Annotated in this window: 14 protein-coding genes; 3 read left to right on the top strand and 11 right to left on the bottom strand. The window is 75.7% G+C overall.

Annotation, left to right across the window (positions count from 1 at the left end; all coding sequences use genetic code 11):
- Positions 1-6: 6 nt before the first annotated feature.
- The 4 genes from ABZ641_RS12335 to ABZ641_RS12320 form a co-directional block, all read right to left on the bottom strand.
- Positions 7-1,500 carry a transglycosylase family protein gene (locus tag ABZ641_RS12335; protein ID WP_359981201.1) on the bottom strand — a complete coding sequence of 498 codons (1,494 nt, stop codon included), beginning with the start codon at positions 1,498-1,500 and terminating at the stop codon, positions 7-9.
- A gap of 152 nt (positions 1,501-1,652) precedes the next feature.
- Positions 1,653-3,350: a CHAP domain-containing protein gene (locus ABZ641_RS12330; protein ID WP_359981198.1), complete on the bottom strand. Its 1,698-nt coding sequence runs from the start codon at positions 3,348-3,350 to the stop codon at positions 1,653-1,655.
- Positions 3,351-3,639: 289 nt separating this feature from the next.
- Entirely contained in the window at positions 3,640-3,960 is a 321-nt protein-coding gene (locus ABZ641_RS12325; protein ID WP_359981195.1) for a hypothetical protein, read from the bottom strand.
- A gap of 9 nt (positions 3,961-3,969) precedes the next feature.
- On the bottom strand, positions 3,970-4,125 hold the full coding sequence (locus ABZ641_RS12320; RefSeq protein ID WP_359981192.1) for a hypothetical protein: 156 nt from the start codon (positions 4,123-4,125) through the stop codon (positions 3,970-3,972).
- 403 nt (positions 4,126-4,528) lie between these two features.
- On the opposite strand from ABZ641_RS12320, the gene ABZ641_RS12315 reads away from it, so the two are divergent.
- Positions 4,529-5,500, top strand: coding sequence for a helix-turn-helix transcriptional regulator (locus ABZ641_RS12315; RefSeq protein WP_359981189.1), 972 nt, complete (start codon positions 4,529-4,531; stop codon positions 5,498-5,500).
- 24 nt (positions 5,501-5,524) lie between these two features.
- Here ABZ641_RS12315 and ABZ641_RS12310 read toward each other — a convergent pair whose 3' ends face one another.
- Positions 5,525-6,616 (bottom strand): glycoside hydrolase family 3 N-terminal domain-containing protein, encoded by a 1,092-nt coding sequence (locus ABZ641_RS12310; protein ID WP_359981186.1) that lies wholly within the window; start codon positions 6,614-6,616, stop codon positions 5,525-5,527.
- Between the two features lie 260 nt (positions 6,617-6,876).
- A complete protein-coding gene (locus tag ABZ641_RS12305; protein ID WP_344621987.1) occupies positions 6,877-7,290 on the bottom strand; it encodes an ATP-binding protein in 414 nt (137 codons plus the stop codon).
- A 194-nt stretch (positions 7,291-7,484) separates the two neighbouring features.
- Here ABZ641_RS12305 and ABZ641_RS12300 point away from each other — a divergent pair, with 194 nt between their 5' ends.
- The gene (locus ABZ641_RS12300) at positions 7,485-8,813 is read left to right on the top strand and encodes a hypothetical protein (protein ID WP_344621988.1); all 1,329 of its coding nucleotides are present in this window, start codon (positions 7,485-7,487) and stop codon (positions 8,811-8,813) included.
- Between the two features lie 17 nt (positions 8,814-8,830).
- Here ABZ641_RS12300 and ABZ641_RS12295 read toward each other — a convergent pair whose 3' ends face one another.
- From ABZ641_RS12295 to ABZ641_RS12275, 5 genes are all read right to left on the bottom strand, one after another.
- Positions 8,831-9,508 (bottom strand): phosphonatase-like hydrolase, encoded by a 678-nt coding sequence (locus tag ABZ641_RS12295; protein WP_344621989.1) that lies wholly within the window; start codon positions 9,506-9,508, stop codon positions 8,831-8,833.
- A gap of 36 nt (positions 9,509-9,544) precedes the next feature.
- Positions 9,545-10,666, bottom strand: a complete 1,122-nt coding sequence (locus ABZ641_RS12290) for a TIGR03364 family FAD-dependent oxidoreductase (protein ID WP_359981181.1) — start codon at positions 10,664-10,666, stop codon at positions 9,545-9,547.
- A 126-nt stretch (positions 10,667-10,792) separates the two neighbouring features.
- Positions 10,793-11,701: a PhzF family phenazine biosynthesis protein gene (locus tag ABZ641_RS12285; RefSeq protein WP_359981178.1), complete on the bottom strand. Its 909-nt coding sequence runs from the start codon at positions 11,699-11,701 to the stop codon at positions 10,793-10,795.
- 86 nt (positions 11,702-11,787) lie between these two features.
- Positions 11,788-12,471, bottom strand: coding sequence for an ABC transporter ATP-binding protein (locus tag ABZ641_RS12280; RefSeq protein WP_344621992.1), 684 nt, complete (start codon positions 12,469-12,471; stop codon positions 11,788-11,790).
- Positions 12,468-13,544, bottom strand: coding sequence for an FtsX-like permease family protein (locus ABZ641_RS12275; RefSeq protein WP_344621993.1), 1,077 nt, complete (start codon positions 13,542-13,544; stop codon positions 12,468-12,470). Before ABZ641_RS12275 ends, ABZ641_RS12280 begins: the two co-directional genes overlap by 4 nt.
- Before the next feature lie 172 nt (positions 13,545-13,716).
- On the opposite strand from ABZ641_RS12275, the gene ABZ641_RS12270 reads away from it, so the two are divergent.
- The coding region (locus ABZ641_RS12270; RefSeq protein ID WP_359981175.1) for a sensor histidine kinase at positions 13,717-14,897 on the top strand (1,181 nt) is incomplete at its 3' end.

Raw genomic sequence — 14,897 nt, 5'->3', positions numbered from 1 at the left:
GCGGGGTCAGCCGGCGGCGGGGGTGCCGACGTAGCCGGTCATGTCGGTGGTGGCCCAGGAGGTACCGGCGTAGGTGGCGCTCAGGTGGCCGCCGTCGGTCGAGCCGACCGAGAAGATGTAGTGCGTGCCGTCCGGCGCGATGGCGTTGCTGATGCTGCCGCCGGTGACCGGCGTGCCGGCCAGGGTGGTCATGTCGGCGCCCGTCCACTGCCCGCCGTTCGGCAGGTAGGTCATGTAGACGTGGCCGTTGGCCGAGTTGGCCGTGACCACGCCGACGGTGCCGTCGGGCTGCAGGAACGCGGCGGGCGCGCCACCCGCCGAGGCGGGGGTGCCCGCCTGGTTGGTGAGGTCGGTGCTGGTCCAACCGGGCGCCGCGTACGTGGCGCTGAGGTGCCCGCCGTTCATCGAACCCCGGCTGAAGATGTAGTGCTTGCCGTCGGCGGCGTTCACGTTGCTGATGTTGCCGTCGCTGACCGGGGTGCCGGCCAGGGTGGTCATGTCGTCACCCGCCCACTGCCCGCCGCTGGGCAGGTAGGTCATGAAGACGTGGCCGTTCGCCGCGTTCGCCGTCACCACGCCGACGGTGCCGTCCTTCTGCACGAACGCCGACGGCGCGCCGCCGGCGGAGACCGGGGTGCCCACCGTGGCGGTCATGTCGGCAGTGCCCCACGTGCCGGCGCTGTTGAGGTAGGTAGCGCTGAGGTGGCCGCCGTCCGCGGAGCCGCGGCTGAAGATGTACAGGGTGCCGTCGGGGGCGACCGTGTTGCTGACGCCGCCCCCGGTGACGGGGGTGCCGATCTGCCCGTTGAGGTCGACCGTCGCCCAGTTGCCGCCCTTGGGCAGGTAGGTGATCCGCAGGTGGCCGTTCGAGGCGTCGGCCGTGGTGACGCCGATGGTGCCGTTCTGCTGGATGAACGTCGCCGGCGCACCACCGGCGGAGGCCGGGGTGCCGACCTGGTTGGTGAGGTCGGCCGTGGCCCAGTTGCCGCCCTTGGGCAGGTAGGTGACCTGGAGGTGGCCGTTGCCGGCGTCACGGGTGAAGGTGTACTGCGTACCGTCCTCGGCCACCACCGAGCCCGCGTCGCCCAGCGACGGCGCCGCAGCCGCGGCCGGCGGCGGGGTGGTCGACGGGTAGGGGTCGGCGTGATCGGCTCCGAGGCCGGCCTTGGGGCCGCACACCGGCCACGCACCCTGCCCCTGACCGGCCAGGACCTTCTCCCCGATGAGGATCTGCTGCTGCTTGGTCGCCTGGTGCGGGTACGCGGCGTACTGGCCGCCGCCATAGGCGAGCCAGGTGCTCCGGGAGAACTGCAGACCGCCGTAGTACCCGTTGCCGGTGTTGATGGCCCAGTTGCCGCTGCTCTCGCACTGCGCGACCTTGTCCCAGGTGGCCACAGAGGCGGCCGAGGCCTCGCCGGCGGCGAGGACCGGTGCGGCACAGGCGAGGAGGCCGGCGGCGGCGAGGGCGAGGGCGGGGATGCGGCGGGGGCGGGTGGTCACGGTCTGCTCCGGTGGTGTGGCGTGGCGGCGGTGGCGGTGGGCGGCGCCGGCCGGGGGGTCCCGGCCGGCGGTCGCAGGGCGGCGGTTCGGGGCCGCCGGGTGCTCCCCGCCCGGGCGGACGGGGCAGGGAGCGACCTGGTGGGATCGGTGTGTCAGCCGGCGGCGGGGGTGCCGACGTAGCCGGTCATGTCGGTGGTGGCCCAGGAGGTGCCGGCGTAGGTGGCGCTGAGGCGGCCGCCGTTGGTGGAGCCGACGGTGAAGATGTAGTGCGTGCCGTCGGGGGCGATGGCGTTGTTGATGCTGCCGCCGGTGACCGGGGTGCCGGCGAGGGTGGTCATGTCGGCGCCCGTCCACTGCCCGCCGCTGGGCAGGTAGGTCATGTAGACGTGGCCGTTGGCCGAGTTGGCGGTGACGGCGCCGACGGTGCCGTCGGGCTGCAGGAACGCGGCGGGCGCGCCACCGGCGGAGGCGGGGGTGCCGGCCTGGTTGGTGAGGTCGGTGGTGGTCCAGCCGGGCGCCGCGTACGTGGCGCTGAGGTGCCCGCCGTTCATCGAGCCGCGGCTGAAGATGTAGTGCTTGCCGTCGGGGCCGTTGACGTTGCTGATGTTGCCGTCGCTGACCGGGGTGCCGGCGAGGGTGGTCATGTCGTCACCGGCCCACTGGCCGCCGCTGGGCAGGTAGGTCATGAAGACGTGGCCGTTGGCCGAGTTGGCCGTGACGACGCCGACGGTGCCGTCCTTCTGCACGAACGCCGAGGGCGCGCCGCCGGCGGAGACGGGGGTGCCGACGTAGTCGGTCATGTCGGCGGTGGCCCAGGCCCCGGCGCTGTTGAGGTAGGTAGCGCTGAGGTGGCCGCCGTCCAAGGAACCGCGGCTGAAGATGTACAGGGTGCCGTCGGGGGCGACCGTGTTGCTGACGCCGCCCCCGGTGACGGGGGTGCCGACCTGCTCGGTGAGGTCGGAGGTGGCCCACTGGCCGCCCTTGGGCAGGTAGGTGATCTGCAGGTGGCCGTCGGCGGCGTCGGCCGTGGTGACGCCGATGGTGCCGTTCTGCTGGATGAAGGTCGCCGGCGCACCGCCGGCGGAGGCCGGGGTGCCGACCATCGCGGACATGTCGACGGTGGCCCACTGGCCGCCCTTGGGCAGGTAGGTGACCTGGAGGTGGCCGTTGGCCGCGTCGCGGGTGAAGGTGTACTGCGTACCGTCCTCGGCCACGACCGAGCCCGTGTCACCGAGGGACGGGGCCGAGGCCGACGGCGGGGAGGAGGGCGGCGGGGTGCTGCTGCCGCCCTGCGGGGACACGTAGCCGCTGATCCTCTGGCTGCCGTAGTACGAGCCGACGGCGGAGCTGTGGGTGGACTGGTGGACGGAGGAGGTCGCCGACCAGTTGCCCGAGACCCCGCTCTCGTTGCCGCCCACGGTGGTGACGGTCCCGTTGCCGACCGCCGTCACGACGGCGACGTGGTCGGCGTAGCCGCGGCCGTCGTAGTTGAAGAGCAGGGCGTCGCCGACCTGCGGCGTGGAGTGCAGCCCCGCCCCGTACCGGCCGAAGCTGCCCGCACCGGCGGTCAGCCCGGACACGTTGTAACCGGCCCTCGCCCACACCCACTTGGCGAAGTCCGCGCACCACGCCTCCGGCGCGCCGTTGGCGCCGGTGCAGCTGGAGTAGTAGCCCGTCCCGCCGGTGCTGTTGGTCGAGCACGCCTTCTTGCCCAGGTTGGCGTTGGCGACGCTCACGATGGTGTTGGTGTCGGCGTGGGCGGACGGCACCAGCAGACCGCCCACCATCGCGGCGGATGCGAGCAGGGTGGCCGAGGACTTGGCGGCGATGCGGCGGGAACGCACGGACATGGGAGGACTCCTGATGGGTCGTGGAAGAGAAGTCGAAGAGGGGGTGCACGCGGCCGGGCACCGGCCGGGCGGCACGACGGCCGGGCGGCGGGGCCGTCGGCGCTGTGCGGGGGTGCAGCGGGCACGGCGGGGTGCGCCGCGGTGCCGTTGGCGGTCGGACAGGGGTGGGGTGGCCCGTGGGCGCCGGCCGGAAGGCCGGGGCGGGGACGGCTGTCCTGCAGGAACAGCGGTCACGGTCACGGGTGCGCCGGGGTGGACCCGCGAGGGCGGATGCCGGTGGCCTGCCGGTTCAGGACAGGGCGGGCCGGCCGGTCGCCGGAGCAGGTGCCGGCGGCAGGTACCGCCGGCGCAGCAGAGGCGAGGCCAGGTGGCTCCGGTCGATCAGTGCACGGGCGCGGGCGGGGCCGGCGTCCGCGCCGGCGGGGCCGGTGGTGCGGGTGAGGAGGTAGACCAGCAGGTCGATGCGGTCGTCCTCGCTGCGGACGGAGACGTGCTGGAGGCCGTCGTCGGGCCGAGCGTGCGCCCACAGGGCGGCGAGGACCTCGGCCGCCTCGCCGGGCGGAACCGGCCCGGGGGACCTGCGACGCAGGCTGGCGTAGACGATGTCCATGGGGGTCGGTCAGCCGCCCCAGCCGAGGCTGTCGGAGGTCCGCACGCCGGTCTGCGAGGCAGCGGTGGCGGTGGTGGCGCCGGCCGGGGTGGTGGGAGCGACGGCCAGGGCGGTCAGGGCGATGGCGGCGACCGCGGCGGCCTGGGCGATACGGGTGCGGATCATGGCTGGAGTCCTCAGGTTCTCGAAGTGGGATGTGCAAGTCCGTTGGCGCGTCCCGCGGTTGACGCTCCGTCCGGCTGCCGCCCGGCCTGTCGTCCTGGCGGCGATCACTAGCTTCGCCGCTCGCGGAAGCGGCCGGAAGGGCTTCCGGGTGTCGCCAATCGGCCAGTCCGACTCCGGACACGCCGACCATGCACATGCCAATCCACCACCGGTCGAGCCGCCCGGACCGCACGTCGGCACAGCGGTCGATCGGGGGCGATGCGGCACAGGACGGAATCCGGCGACATATCCGCTGACCTGCGACGAAAGGCCACCAATTGATCTTGAAAGGGCGTCGTCCGGACTGCGAGGATGCCGTTCTGCCGCCACCGCGGCACCTGAACCGTCGATCCGGGGGGATCTCATGTTGGAGGCACTGGGCCTGTCGGTCGCTGCCACCGCCGTCTACCGGGCCATGCTCGACCACCCTGCCGACGGCGTGGACGAGTTGGCCGCCCGCTGCACGCTGACGGCCGTCCAGGTCCACGGCTGCCTCGACGAACTCGGCGAGCTCATGCTCGTCCGCGCCTCGGCCGACCACCCGGGGCAGATGCGCGCCATCGACCCCTCGATCGGCCTCGCCGACATGGTCGCCCGCCAGGAGGCCGACCTCGCCGCCCGCCAGGCCGCCCTCGCCGCCTCCCGCGCCGCCGTCACCCGCATGGTCGCCGAACGCGCCGAGCACCGCGCCGCCCACGGCGAACGCCTGCTGGGCATGGACGCCATCCACTCCCGGCTCGAACAGATGGGCCGCTCCACCACGACCGAGGTCCTCAGCAGCCAGCCCGGCAACCAGCGCCCCGAGGACCTCGACGCCTCACGCCCCGCCGACGCCGAGGTCCTCGCGCGCGGCGTCACCATGCGCACCCTCTACCAGGACGCCACCCGCCACCAGCCCCACGTCACCGCCTACGCGCACTGGCTCCTGGGCCAGGGCAGCGAGGTGCGCACCGCCCCCGCCGTCCCCCAGCGCCTGATCATCACCGACCGCACCCAGGCCCTCGTCCCCATCGACCCGGCCGACAACCGCAAGGGCGCCCTCCACATCACCGAACCCGGCATCCTCCACGCCCTGCTCGACCTGTTCGAACAGGCCTGGAACACCGCCGTGCCCCTCGGAGCCACCAGCCCCACCGACCCCGCCAGCGGTCTCAGCCCCACGGAACGCCAGCTCCTGCGCCTGCTCGGAGCCGGACTCACCGACGACACCGCGGGCCAGCGGCTCGGCATCTCCGCCCGCACCGTCGGCCGCCACATGGCCTCCATCATGGAACGCCTCAACGCCACCAGCCGCTTCGAGGCCGGCATCAAGGCCGCCCAGCGGGGGTGGCTCTGACCCCGCCCGCCCCGGGCCCGGGCCTCACCGCAGGGCGCCCCGCAGGGCGGCGATCCGGGCGGCCGCGGCGGTGAAGCCGGCCCGGCCCAGCCGGCCGTCGGCGAGTGCCCCCGCCAGGGACTGCGCCGCCCGCTCGCCCTGGTCGGCGTCGCGGGCGGAGCAGAGCATCAGGTCCATCCCGGCCGCGGCGGCCGCCACCGCCCGCGCGCCGGTGTCACCGAAGCCGTCGAGCGCCCCGGCCTCCAGCGCGTCGGTCACCGTCACCCCGCGGAAGCCCAGCCGCTCGCGCAGTTCGCCGCGGACCACGGCCGGCGACAGCCCGGCGGGCCGTTCGGTGTCCAGCGCCGGGTAGACCGCCCAGGAGAGCATCACCAGCGGCACTCCCACCGCCAGCGCCGCCCGGTAGGGCGCCTCCTCCGCGGACCGCAGCCGTTCCAGCGGCACCGGCAGGCTCACCGGGCCGGCGTCGGTGTTCATCCCGGCCGGCGCCGTGCCCAGCCCCGGGAAGTGCTTGGCGGTGGCGGCCACCCCCTCCTGCCGCTGGGCCACCGCGAAGGCCGCCGCCAGGTCGGCCACCACGGCCGGGTCCTGGCCGTAGGAGCGGTGCTTGGCGTCGATGAAGTTGCCGGGCGCCTCGTACACGTCCAGCACCGGTGCGAGGTTGACGTTCAGGCCGGCGGCGGCGAGGTTCCTGCCCGCCTCGGTGCCCGTGCGGGCGGCCACCGCCACCGCGTCCGCGGACTCGCCGACCTCCCGCGCCGAGAGTTCGGGCGCACCCGGCAGCCGCCGGACCCTGCCGCCCTCCTGGTCGGTCATCAGCAGCAGCGGGGCCGCCACCGGGCTCTGCCGCTGCGCCTCGCGCAGCCGGTCCACCGCCGTCCGCAGGGTGGCGGTGTCGGGGATGTTCTCCGCGAAGAAGATCACCCCGGCGGCCCGTCCGCCGCGGACGGCCGCCAGCACGGAGTCGGGGACGACCGGGCCGGGGTAGGAGTACACGATCCGCTGTCCGGCCAGCTGCTCGTCGGTGACCGGCCCGGCCGCCGGGGGCGTCAGCGTCCGCCAGGTCGGCTCCGCCGAGTCGGCCGACGCGGACGAGGGTGCTTGCGACGGACCCACGACGGCACTCCCCGCTCTCGACGCGGACGTCGACCCCGGCCGCGGGGTCGCGGACGACTGCCCGGCGCTGGTCCGCGGGGCGGTCGCGCAGGCCGCCATGAGCATCACCAGGGAGACGGTCAACCAGCGGGCATGCGACGACACGGGCGCCCTCCTCAGCCGCGGCCGGTCCGGCCGACCCCCTCACGCTAGACCGGGCCGTCCCGATCACCGGCGGAGCCACGCACGCCGTCCGGGCGACACACCGCGGGTACGGGCCCTCAGCGCAGGTCGGCCCAGGTCACCTTCCCGCACGCGGTCGGCGCCGTCCCCCACCGGTCCGCCAGCGTGTCGACCAGGGCGAGTCCGCGGTGGCACTCGTCGTCCTCGGTGGCGGTGAGCAGGGTCGGCGGGGTGCGGCAGGCGTCCTCGACGCTGATCCGGACCCGGCCGTCGAGCCGGCGGCGGACGGCGACCCGGATCCGCCGCCCGCCGCAGTGCCGGACGCTGTTGCCGACCAGTTCGGAGACCACCAGTTCGGCGTCCTCGACGAGCGCGGCCAGCCCGAGGTGGCCGAGGCGGGCCCGGACGAGCCCGCGGGCGAGCTGCGCCGACCGCTCCTCGCACGGCAGTTCGGCGACGGCGGGCGGCGCCTGGCGCGTCACGGCGGTCGATGACCTCGCGGCGGTCGTCATGGGTCGCTCCTGCTCTCCCGGGACGGCGGGGACGCGGCCTGCCGCCGGTGGGGGGGAAACCGGGGCAGGCCGCGGGGAGCCGCCGGATCCAGTCCCTCCAACGGCTCACGTTCAGTCAACTCGTTTACTCCACAGGAGAGAACAGTCCATGCTGTGGACAGGGTTGAACCGGTTGAACACGAGTCGAGGCCGACATGGGACGACGCACGCGTACACCGAACGCCGCTCTCGCCGCGCTGATGCGCGAGGCGGACTGGGGCAACGACCAGCTCGCCCGGGCGGTCCGCCGCACCGGCGCGGAGGCCGGGCTCAGACTCACGTACGACAAGACCACCGTGTCGCACTGGCTGGCCGGGTCGCGGCCGCGCGCGGAGGTCGCCGGGGTCGTGCGGGAGGCGTTCGCGCGGCGGCTGGGCCGGCCGGTGGCGGCCGAGGAGACCGGGCTCGGCGACCACGAGGCCACCGATCCGGTCAGCGGGCTGGTGGCGCTCGGCCGGGCCGACATGGACCCGTCCCGCCGGAGCGTGCTGGCCGCCGGACTGTACTCCGCGGCGCTGGCGGTGCCCGGGTTCGGCGAGGCAGCCGAGCGGATCGACCGGGCGGCCGCGGGCCGCACGGTGCGGATCGGCGACGGCGAGGTGGCCACCGTCCGGACGATGACCGACCGGCTGGCCGGCATCCTGGACGAGCTGGGGGCGGCGCACGCCCGCCCCATGATGGCGAGTTTCCTGGTGAACAGCGTCGGCCCGTGGCTGCAGGCGGCCGGCAGCGACCGGTCGAAGGGCGACATGCTCGCCGCCGCCGCGGACCTGACCTACCTGGCCGGCTGGTCCGCCGTCTACGAGCTCGCGCAGGGCCTCGGCCAGTCGTACTACGTGCAGGCGCTGCGCCTCGCCGACCAGGCCGGCGACCACGTCACGTACTGCCGCACGCTGCGCGGCATGTCGCTGCAGGCCTCCAGCCTGGGCCACGGGCCGCGCGCCCTGGAGTACGCGGACTCGGCGGCGCAGGCCGCGCCCGCCGCCGGTCCCCGGCTCACCGCCTTCCTGCGCGGCCAGCAGGCGCACGGGGCGGCGATGGTGAAGGACCGGCGGCAGGCCTTCGCCCGGCTGGCCGAGACCGAGGCGGCGCTCGCGAAGGCGGACGGCCGCAACGACGCGGTCGGCGGCTACGACCTGGCGGCGTACCAGTTCCACCTCGCGCACGTGCTGTACGAGCTGGGCGACCTGCCGGGCTCGATCGCGGCGCTGCAGACCTCCAACCGGGTCCGGCCGCGGGCCGAGCGGCAGGGCCGGGTGCACGGCCTCGGCCTGCTGGCCCGCCGCCAGATGGAGCACGGCCACGTCGAGGCGGCCGCCGCGACCTGGTCGTCCTTCCTCGACGACTACGCCGGGATCAGCAGCGTCCGCGGCGACGAGCACTTCGGCGCGCTGCGCAGCGGCCTGCGCCCGCACCTGGGCAACCGGACGGTCGCCCACCTCGACCAGCGGGCCCGCGAGGTGGCCCGGCTGAAGGCGGCCTGAGGCACCCCGACCCGCCGTCAGACGCCGAGCAGCTCCGGCAGGTCGGCGACCGAGGCCAGCACGTGGGTCGCGCCGTCCGCGCGCAGCCGCTGCTCCTCGTGGGCGCCGGTGAGGACGCCCGCGACGACGGCGGCGCCGGCCCGGGTGCCGGTCAGCATGTCGTAGCCGGTGTCCCCGGCCACGGCGACCTGCCGGACGGAGTCGGTGCCGGTGCGCAGCAGCGCGGTCAGCACCATGTCCGGGTAGGGGCGGCCGCGGCCGGCGTCGGCGGGGCAGAGGGTGAGGTCGGCGATGTCCTGCCAGCCGAGCGCCGCGAGGATCCGGTCCTGGGTGGCGCGGGAGAAGCCGGTGGTGAGGACGGTCCTCAGGCCGGCGCCGCGCAGCCGCCCGATCGCCTCCGCGGCGCCGGGCAGCGGGCTGCAGTGCCCGGCGTCGACGAGGTCGTGGTACGCGGCCTCGAAGGAGCGGTTGGCCTGCCGGGCGCGGTCCTCGTCGCCGAAGAGGTGGCGGAAGACGGAGATCTTGGACTCGCCCATGGTGGCGCGGACGTGGTCGAGCATGCGGGCGTGCTCGGCGCTGCCGTCGGCGACGCCGAGTTCGGCCGCGGCGGCGCGGAAGGCCTGCTCGACCAGGCCGCCGTCGGCGACGGTGGTGCCGGCCATGTCGAGGACGACGAGGCGGATGTCGGTGCTCATGCGGGGTGTTCCTTACGGCTCGGCTTACGGCTCGGTTTACAGCTCGGCGAGGTCGGCGGTGGTCTCGGCGATCGCCGGGGAGCAGGTCATGCCGCGGCCGCCGGGCCCGGTGACCAGCCAGACGCCGTCGCGGATCCGCTCGCGGTGGACGACGCGGGTGGTGTCGAGGCACTGGGCGTAGACGCCCGCCCAGCGGCGGCGGATCCGCGGCAGCGGCCGGCCGAGCAGGTCCTCGGCGACGGCGGTGAAGTGCTCGTACGGCTCCTCGACGGTGTCGAAGCCGAAGGGCTGCTCGTACTCGTGGGTGTCGCCGATGGTGAGCCCGCCGTCGGTGCGCTGGACCATGAGCAGCTGCATGCGGTGCTCGGCGGCGGTCGCGCCCTGCGGCTGGCCGGCGTTCAGGGCGTCCAGGGCAGTGCCGGCGTAGGCGGGGTAGTAGCGGAAGCTGTCGCCGTCGGCGACGGAGGTGGTGAGCGGCTCGTCCAGCGGGTCGGTCTGCATCATCTGCAGCCGGACGCGGCGGACGGGCAGCTCGGGGGCGAGTTCGCGGACGAGGCCGCCCGTCCAGGCGCCGGTGCAGAGCAGGACGAGGTCGCCGGCGTGCACCCGGCCGTGGTCGTCGCGGACGGCGGAGCTGCCGATCACCTCGCGGACCTCGCGGCCGGGCAGGAAGGTGTAGCGGCCGGTGGCCTCCAGGGCGGCGCGCAGCGCGGGCTGGGCGGCGCGGGGTTCGACGGCGGCGTCGCGGGTGCAGTGCAGGGCGCCGAGGTGGTTGCCGCGCAGGGCCGGGTTGACGGCCCGGGTCTCGGCGGCGTCGAGCAGCCGGAAGCCGCGTCCGGCGGCCTCCTCGCCCTTCACCACCTCCTCGGCGACGGCGAGTTCGGCCTCGGTGCGCAGCACGGTGAGCGAGCCGTTGGCCCGGAAGTGCAGGCCGGGGACGCGCTCGCCGATCCGCTGCCACAGCTCGCGGGCGCGCTGCGCGGTGGCGAGCTCCTCACCCCGGGCGCGGCCGCCGACCCAGATCAGGCCGAAGTTCCGGACGGAGGCGCCACGGGCCTCCGCCTCGCGCTCCAGGTGGACGACCTCGTGGCCGCGCTCGACGGCGTGCCAGGCGTGCATGGTGCCGAGCACCCCGGCTCCTACGACGATGACTCTCATGCGGCCAGCCTCGGGCGCCCGGGTGTCGGAGGGTCGTCCGGTCGGCGGCCCGGAGATGAACCGGCCGCAAAGTTGTACAGACAAGATGCGTCGGTCGTTCCGCCGGACGCGGCCCCGGACCAGCCGTCAGCGCAGACGGACGGTGCGCTCGACCACCGCCTCGGCGCCGACCCGCACGGCGGCCCCGGGCCCGCTCCCCCGCAGCGCGGCCGTGACGGTGGCGGGGGCGCCGAGCGCGTCACCCATGTCGACCGCGACGGAGGGCACACCGGCCCCGGCCAGACGGGCGGCGACGCACGCGGTGCTGTTGACGTTGGCGATGTCCTCGGGAACACCGATCGACGGGGCGAACATCCGGGCCGCCAGCCGGCCCCCGGCGGTCGGCGGGCTGTACGCGTAGCAGCCCAGCAGGCCGAGCCGGTCGCAGGCGGCCCGGAGCCGGTCGGCGTCCGGGGCGAGCGCGGCCAGTTCGGACCGGCCGGCCACCGGGACGAGCAGCCGCGGCCGCCCCGCCGAGGCGACCCGGGCACCCCCCGCGGGCCCGCCGGGCGGAAGACCGAGCGCCTCCAGCACCTCGTCGAACGCACCGGCCGCCGCGGGCCCGCACACCTCGACGGCCCCGACGTCGAACGAGGCCGTGAGCACGCCGCCGACCCGGGCCGCCCGACCTGCGGAGACCCCGGCCGCCGTCCGCACGACGGCCCGCAGCTCCCCACCCCCGGCACGCTCGGCCAGCAGGGCCAGCGCCGCCAGCGTCCCGTGGCCGCACGCGGGCAGCTCCCCCGCGGCGGTGAAGAAGCGCAACGCCACCTCCCGACCGCCCGGCCTAGTGCCCCCCACCGACACGAACACGGCATGCGAGGCCCCCGTCCGGACGGCCACGTCCCGCCCCACGGCCTCCCCCGCGTCGGCCCCGACCACCACCGCCGTCGGACTGCCACCGCGTCCGTCCCGCAGACACACCCGCACGACCACCACCGCCGGCCCCCCACCCTCGACCACCACCCCAGCACAGCACCCGCCTCCACACCCCATCAAGCGGCGCTGTCACCTCAGGGGCGCGGGCAACCACTCAGGGGCACGTGGGAGCACCTCTCCTACGCAAGCACCGGGTGTCGTTCCTACGCCGCTCCGGCGAGCACCCGCAGGCGGCCGTCCCGTACCTCGGCGACCTGGTCGGCGGCGGCGAGGTGGGTGCGGTCGTGGGTGACGAGCACGGTGGCGGTGGAACGCTCGCGGGTGAGGGCGGCGAGCAGGTCGACGACGGCGGCGCCGCGCTCGTGGTCGAGGGCGCTGGTCGGTTCGTCGACCAGCAGCACCCGCGGTTCGTTCATCAGTGCCCGGGCGATGTTGACCCGCTGCCGCTGGCCGCCGGAGAGCCTGCCGGGGCGCCGGTCGGCGAGGTCGGCGAGGCCGACCGCGTCGAGCAGGTCGAGGGCGCGGGCCCGGGCCGCGCGGGCCGGGCGGCCGGCGAGGTGGGCCATCAGCTGGAGCTGTTCGGCGGCGGTGAGCGCGGGCAGCAGGTTGGGCTGCTGGAAGACGATGCCGATCCGGTCGCGCCGCAGTTCGGCGCGTCCGGCGGCGGTGAGGCCGGCGGTGTCGGTGCCGTCGACGAGGACCCGGCCGCTGTCGGGGGTGATCAGGGTGGCGGCGACGGCGAGCAGGCTGGACTTGCCGGAGCCGGACGGGCCGACCACGGCGGTGAGCGAGCCGCGCGGCACGTCCAGGCCGACCCGGTCGAGGGCGGTGAGGCGGCCGTCGCCGTCGGGGTAGCTGAGGGTGATGTCGGAGAGGTGGAGGCTCATCGGGTGCTCCCCAGGGCGGTCAGCGGGTCGACGGCGGTGATGCGGCGCACGGCGAGGGCGGCGCCGGCGGAGCCGAGCGCGACCATCACCAGGGCGGGCAGCAGCAGGGTCGGCGCGTCGAGGACGAAGGGCACGGTGCCGGAGACGGCGGCGCCGGCCGCGGCGGCGATGCCGCTGCCGAGCGCGGTGCCGAGCACCAGCAGGACGGCGGCCTGGCCGAGGGCGTCGCCGGTGAGGCGGCGGGTGGAGGCGCCGAGTGCCTTGAGGACGGCGATGTCGCCGGTCCGCTGGATCGTCCAGACGGTGAAGAAGGCGCCGATCACCAGGGCGGAGATGGCGAACAGGAAGCCGCGCATGAGTTGCAGCGAGCCGTTCTCCGAGGTGTAGGCGCCGATCGCGGTGAGCGAGTCGCCGCGGCTCAGGGTGCGGGTGCCGAGCCGGGCGTCGGCGGCGGCGAGGTCGGTGCCGGGGCCGGTGCGCAGGGCGACGACCGTGGCGTGCGGCCCGTCCCCGGCGGCGCCGGGGGCGATCGCCTGCCAGTCGGCGAGGCCCGTCCAGACGACCGGGGTGTGGTTGTAGGCGGCGTCCCCGGCGACCGCGGCGACCGTGAGGGGGCGGCGGGCGAGGAGGACGGTGTCCCCGGTGTGCACCCCGAGGTCCTCGGCCGCGGTGGCGGAGAGCACGGCCGTGCCGTCCTGCACGGGCTGCGGGGCGAGGCCGGCGCCGGGGCGGCTGCCGAAGGCGGAGACCGCGGTGGAGCGGCTGCCGGCGGTGGCCTTGGTGGTGGCGATGCCGAGCGGTTCGGCGGCGCGGACGCCGGGCACCGCCGCCCACTGCTGCCAGCTCCGCTCGGGGAGGACGGAGTCCCCGAAGGAGGGCCCCCGTCCGTCGGCCGGCGCGGCGAAGGCCAGGTGGTCGGCGTCCAGTCCGGTGACGGCGGAGACGTTGCCCCGGGCGAGGCCCGCGGTGAGGCCGGACAGCAGCCCGACCAGCACGGTGATCAGCACGACCACCGCCCCCATGAGGGCGAACCGGCCCTTGGCGAACCTCAGGTCCCTCCAGGCGACGAACATGACGGCGCGGGCTCCTTCCGCGGTGGTTCCGGTGGACGGGCTCCACTCTCGTCGCCGCGCCTCGCCTTCACATCGCGCCGCGGTTCGATCCTCCGGAATCGAAGGGCGGTGACCGGAATCAACCTTTTGATCGATCGGCCGGCCGGGGGCCGCCCGGTACCGTGGAGGCACCATGAACCCCCGTGCCCTGACCCCCGTGCTGCGTGTCGTCAACCACTGCCTGCACCTGCTGGTCGCCGGGCTGCTGGCGCTGGCGGCGGCCCGGGCGGTGCACGGCGGCGGGCCGGACGCCCCGCGGGCGGTGCTCGCCGCACTGGCCGCGGGCGCGGTGTACGCGGCGGGCCCGCTCACCCCGGCGGTGGGCCGGCGGCGGGCGGCCACCGTGCTGTGGCTGGCCTCGCTGGGCGCCGCCTGGCTGGCGCTGCTGGCGGTCAGCCGGGACGGCGTGTGGCTGGCCTTCCCGCTGTACTTCGTGCAGTTGCACCTGCTGCCGCGCCGGGCGGGCCTCGCCGCGGTGCTCGCCACCGCGCTGGCCGCGGCCGGCGGATTCGCGCTGCACCAGGGCACGCTGGAGGCGGCCGTCTTCATCGGCCCGGTGCTCGGCGCGGCGGTCGCCACCGCGACCGTACTCGGCTACCAGGCGCTGTACCGGGAGAGCGAGCAGCGGCGGCGGCTGATCGACGAGTTGCGCGCCGCCCGGGCCGACCTCGCGGCGGCCGACCACGCGGCGGGGGTGCTCGCCGAGCGCGAGCGGCTCGCCCGCGAGATCCACGACACCCTGGCGCAGGGCCTGTCCTCGATCCAGTTGCTGCTGCGCGCCGCCGAGCGCGCCCTGCCGGCCGACCCGGCGGCCGCCGAACGGCACGTCCGGGTGGCCCGGGAGGCCGCCCAGGACAACCTGGCGGAGGCCCGGCGCTTCGTCCGCGAGCTGGCCCCGCCGGTGCTGGACGGGCTGCCGCTGGCCGCCGCCCTGGAACGGCTCTGCACGACCTCCGCCGACCGGTACGGGCTGCCGGTGCACTTCACGCTCTCCGGTTCCCCGGCGCCGCTGCCCGGCCCGTTCGAGCCCGCGCTGGTGCGGGTGGCTCAGTCGGCCCTCGCCAATGCGGCGCAGCACGCCGGCGCCCGGCAGGTGGAGGTGACCCTCAGCTACATGGGCGCCGAGGTGGCGCTGGACGTGGTCGACGACGGCTCCGGCTTCGACCCCGCGGCCGTCGCCGACCGCAGCCACGGCAACGACGGCGGCGGCGGTTTCGGGCTGGCCGCGATGCGGCACCGGGTGCAGGCGCTCGGCGGCAGCCTGACGGTGGAGTCCGCGCCGGGCCAGGGCACCGCGGTGGCGGCCCAGCTCCC

The sequence above is a fragment of the Kitasatospora sp. NPDC007106 genome (genome assembly GCF_040634455.1).
In the GTDB taxonomy this organism is placed as follows: domain Bacteria; phylum Actinomycetota; class Actinomycetes; order Streptomycetales; family Streptomycetaceae; genus Kitasatospora; species Kitasatospora arboriphila.
This window is presented reverse-complemented; position numbering and strand designations above follow the sequence as displayed.

Coding starts and splice junctions, on each gene's coding strand:
- ABZ641_RS12330 (WP_359981198.1), bottom strand. CDS start 3,350: ATGTCCGTGCGTTCCCGCCGCATCGCCGCCAAGTCCTCGGCCACCCTG.
- ABZ641_RS12325 (WP_359981195.1), bottom strand. CDS start 3,960: ATGGACATCGTCTACGCCAGCCTGCGTCGCAGGTCCCCCGGGCCGGTT.
- ABZ641_RS12320 (WP_359981192.1), bottom strand. CDS start 4,125: ATGATCCGCACCCGTATCGCCCAGGCCGCCGCGGTCGCCGCCATCGCC.
- ABZ641_RS12315 (WP_359981189.1), top strand. CDS start 4,529: ATGTTGGAGGCACTGGGCCTGTCGGTCGCTGCCACCGCCGTCTACCGG.
- ABZ641_RS12305 (WP_344621987.1), bottom strand. CDS start 7,290: ATGACGACCGCCGCGAGGTCATCGACCGCCGTGACGCGCCAGGCGCCG.
- ABZ641_RS12300 (WP_344621988.1), top strand. CDS start 7,485: ATGGGACGACGCACGCGTACACCGAACGCCGCTCTCGCCGCGCTGATG.
- ABZ641_RS12295 (WP_344621989.1), bottom strand. CDS start 9,508: ATGAGCACCGACATCCGCCTCGTCGTCCTCGACATGGCCGGCACCACC.
- ABZ641_RS12290 (WP_359981181.1), bottom strand. CDS start 10,666: ATGAGAGTCATCGTCGTAGGAGCCGGGGTGCTCGGCACCATGCACGCC.
- ABZ641_RS12285 (WP_359981178.1), bottom strand. CDS start 11,701: ATGGGGTGTGGAGGCGGGTGCTGTGCTGGGGTGGTGGTCGAGGGTGGG.
- ABZ641_RS12280 (WP_344621992.1), bottom strand. CDS start 12,471: ATGAGCCTCCACCTCTCCGACATCACCCTCAGCTACCCCGACGGCGAC.
- ABZ641_RS12275 (WP_344621993.1), bottom strand. CDS start 13,544: ATGTTCGTCGCCTGGAGGGACCTGAGGTTCGCCAAGGGCCGGTTCGCC.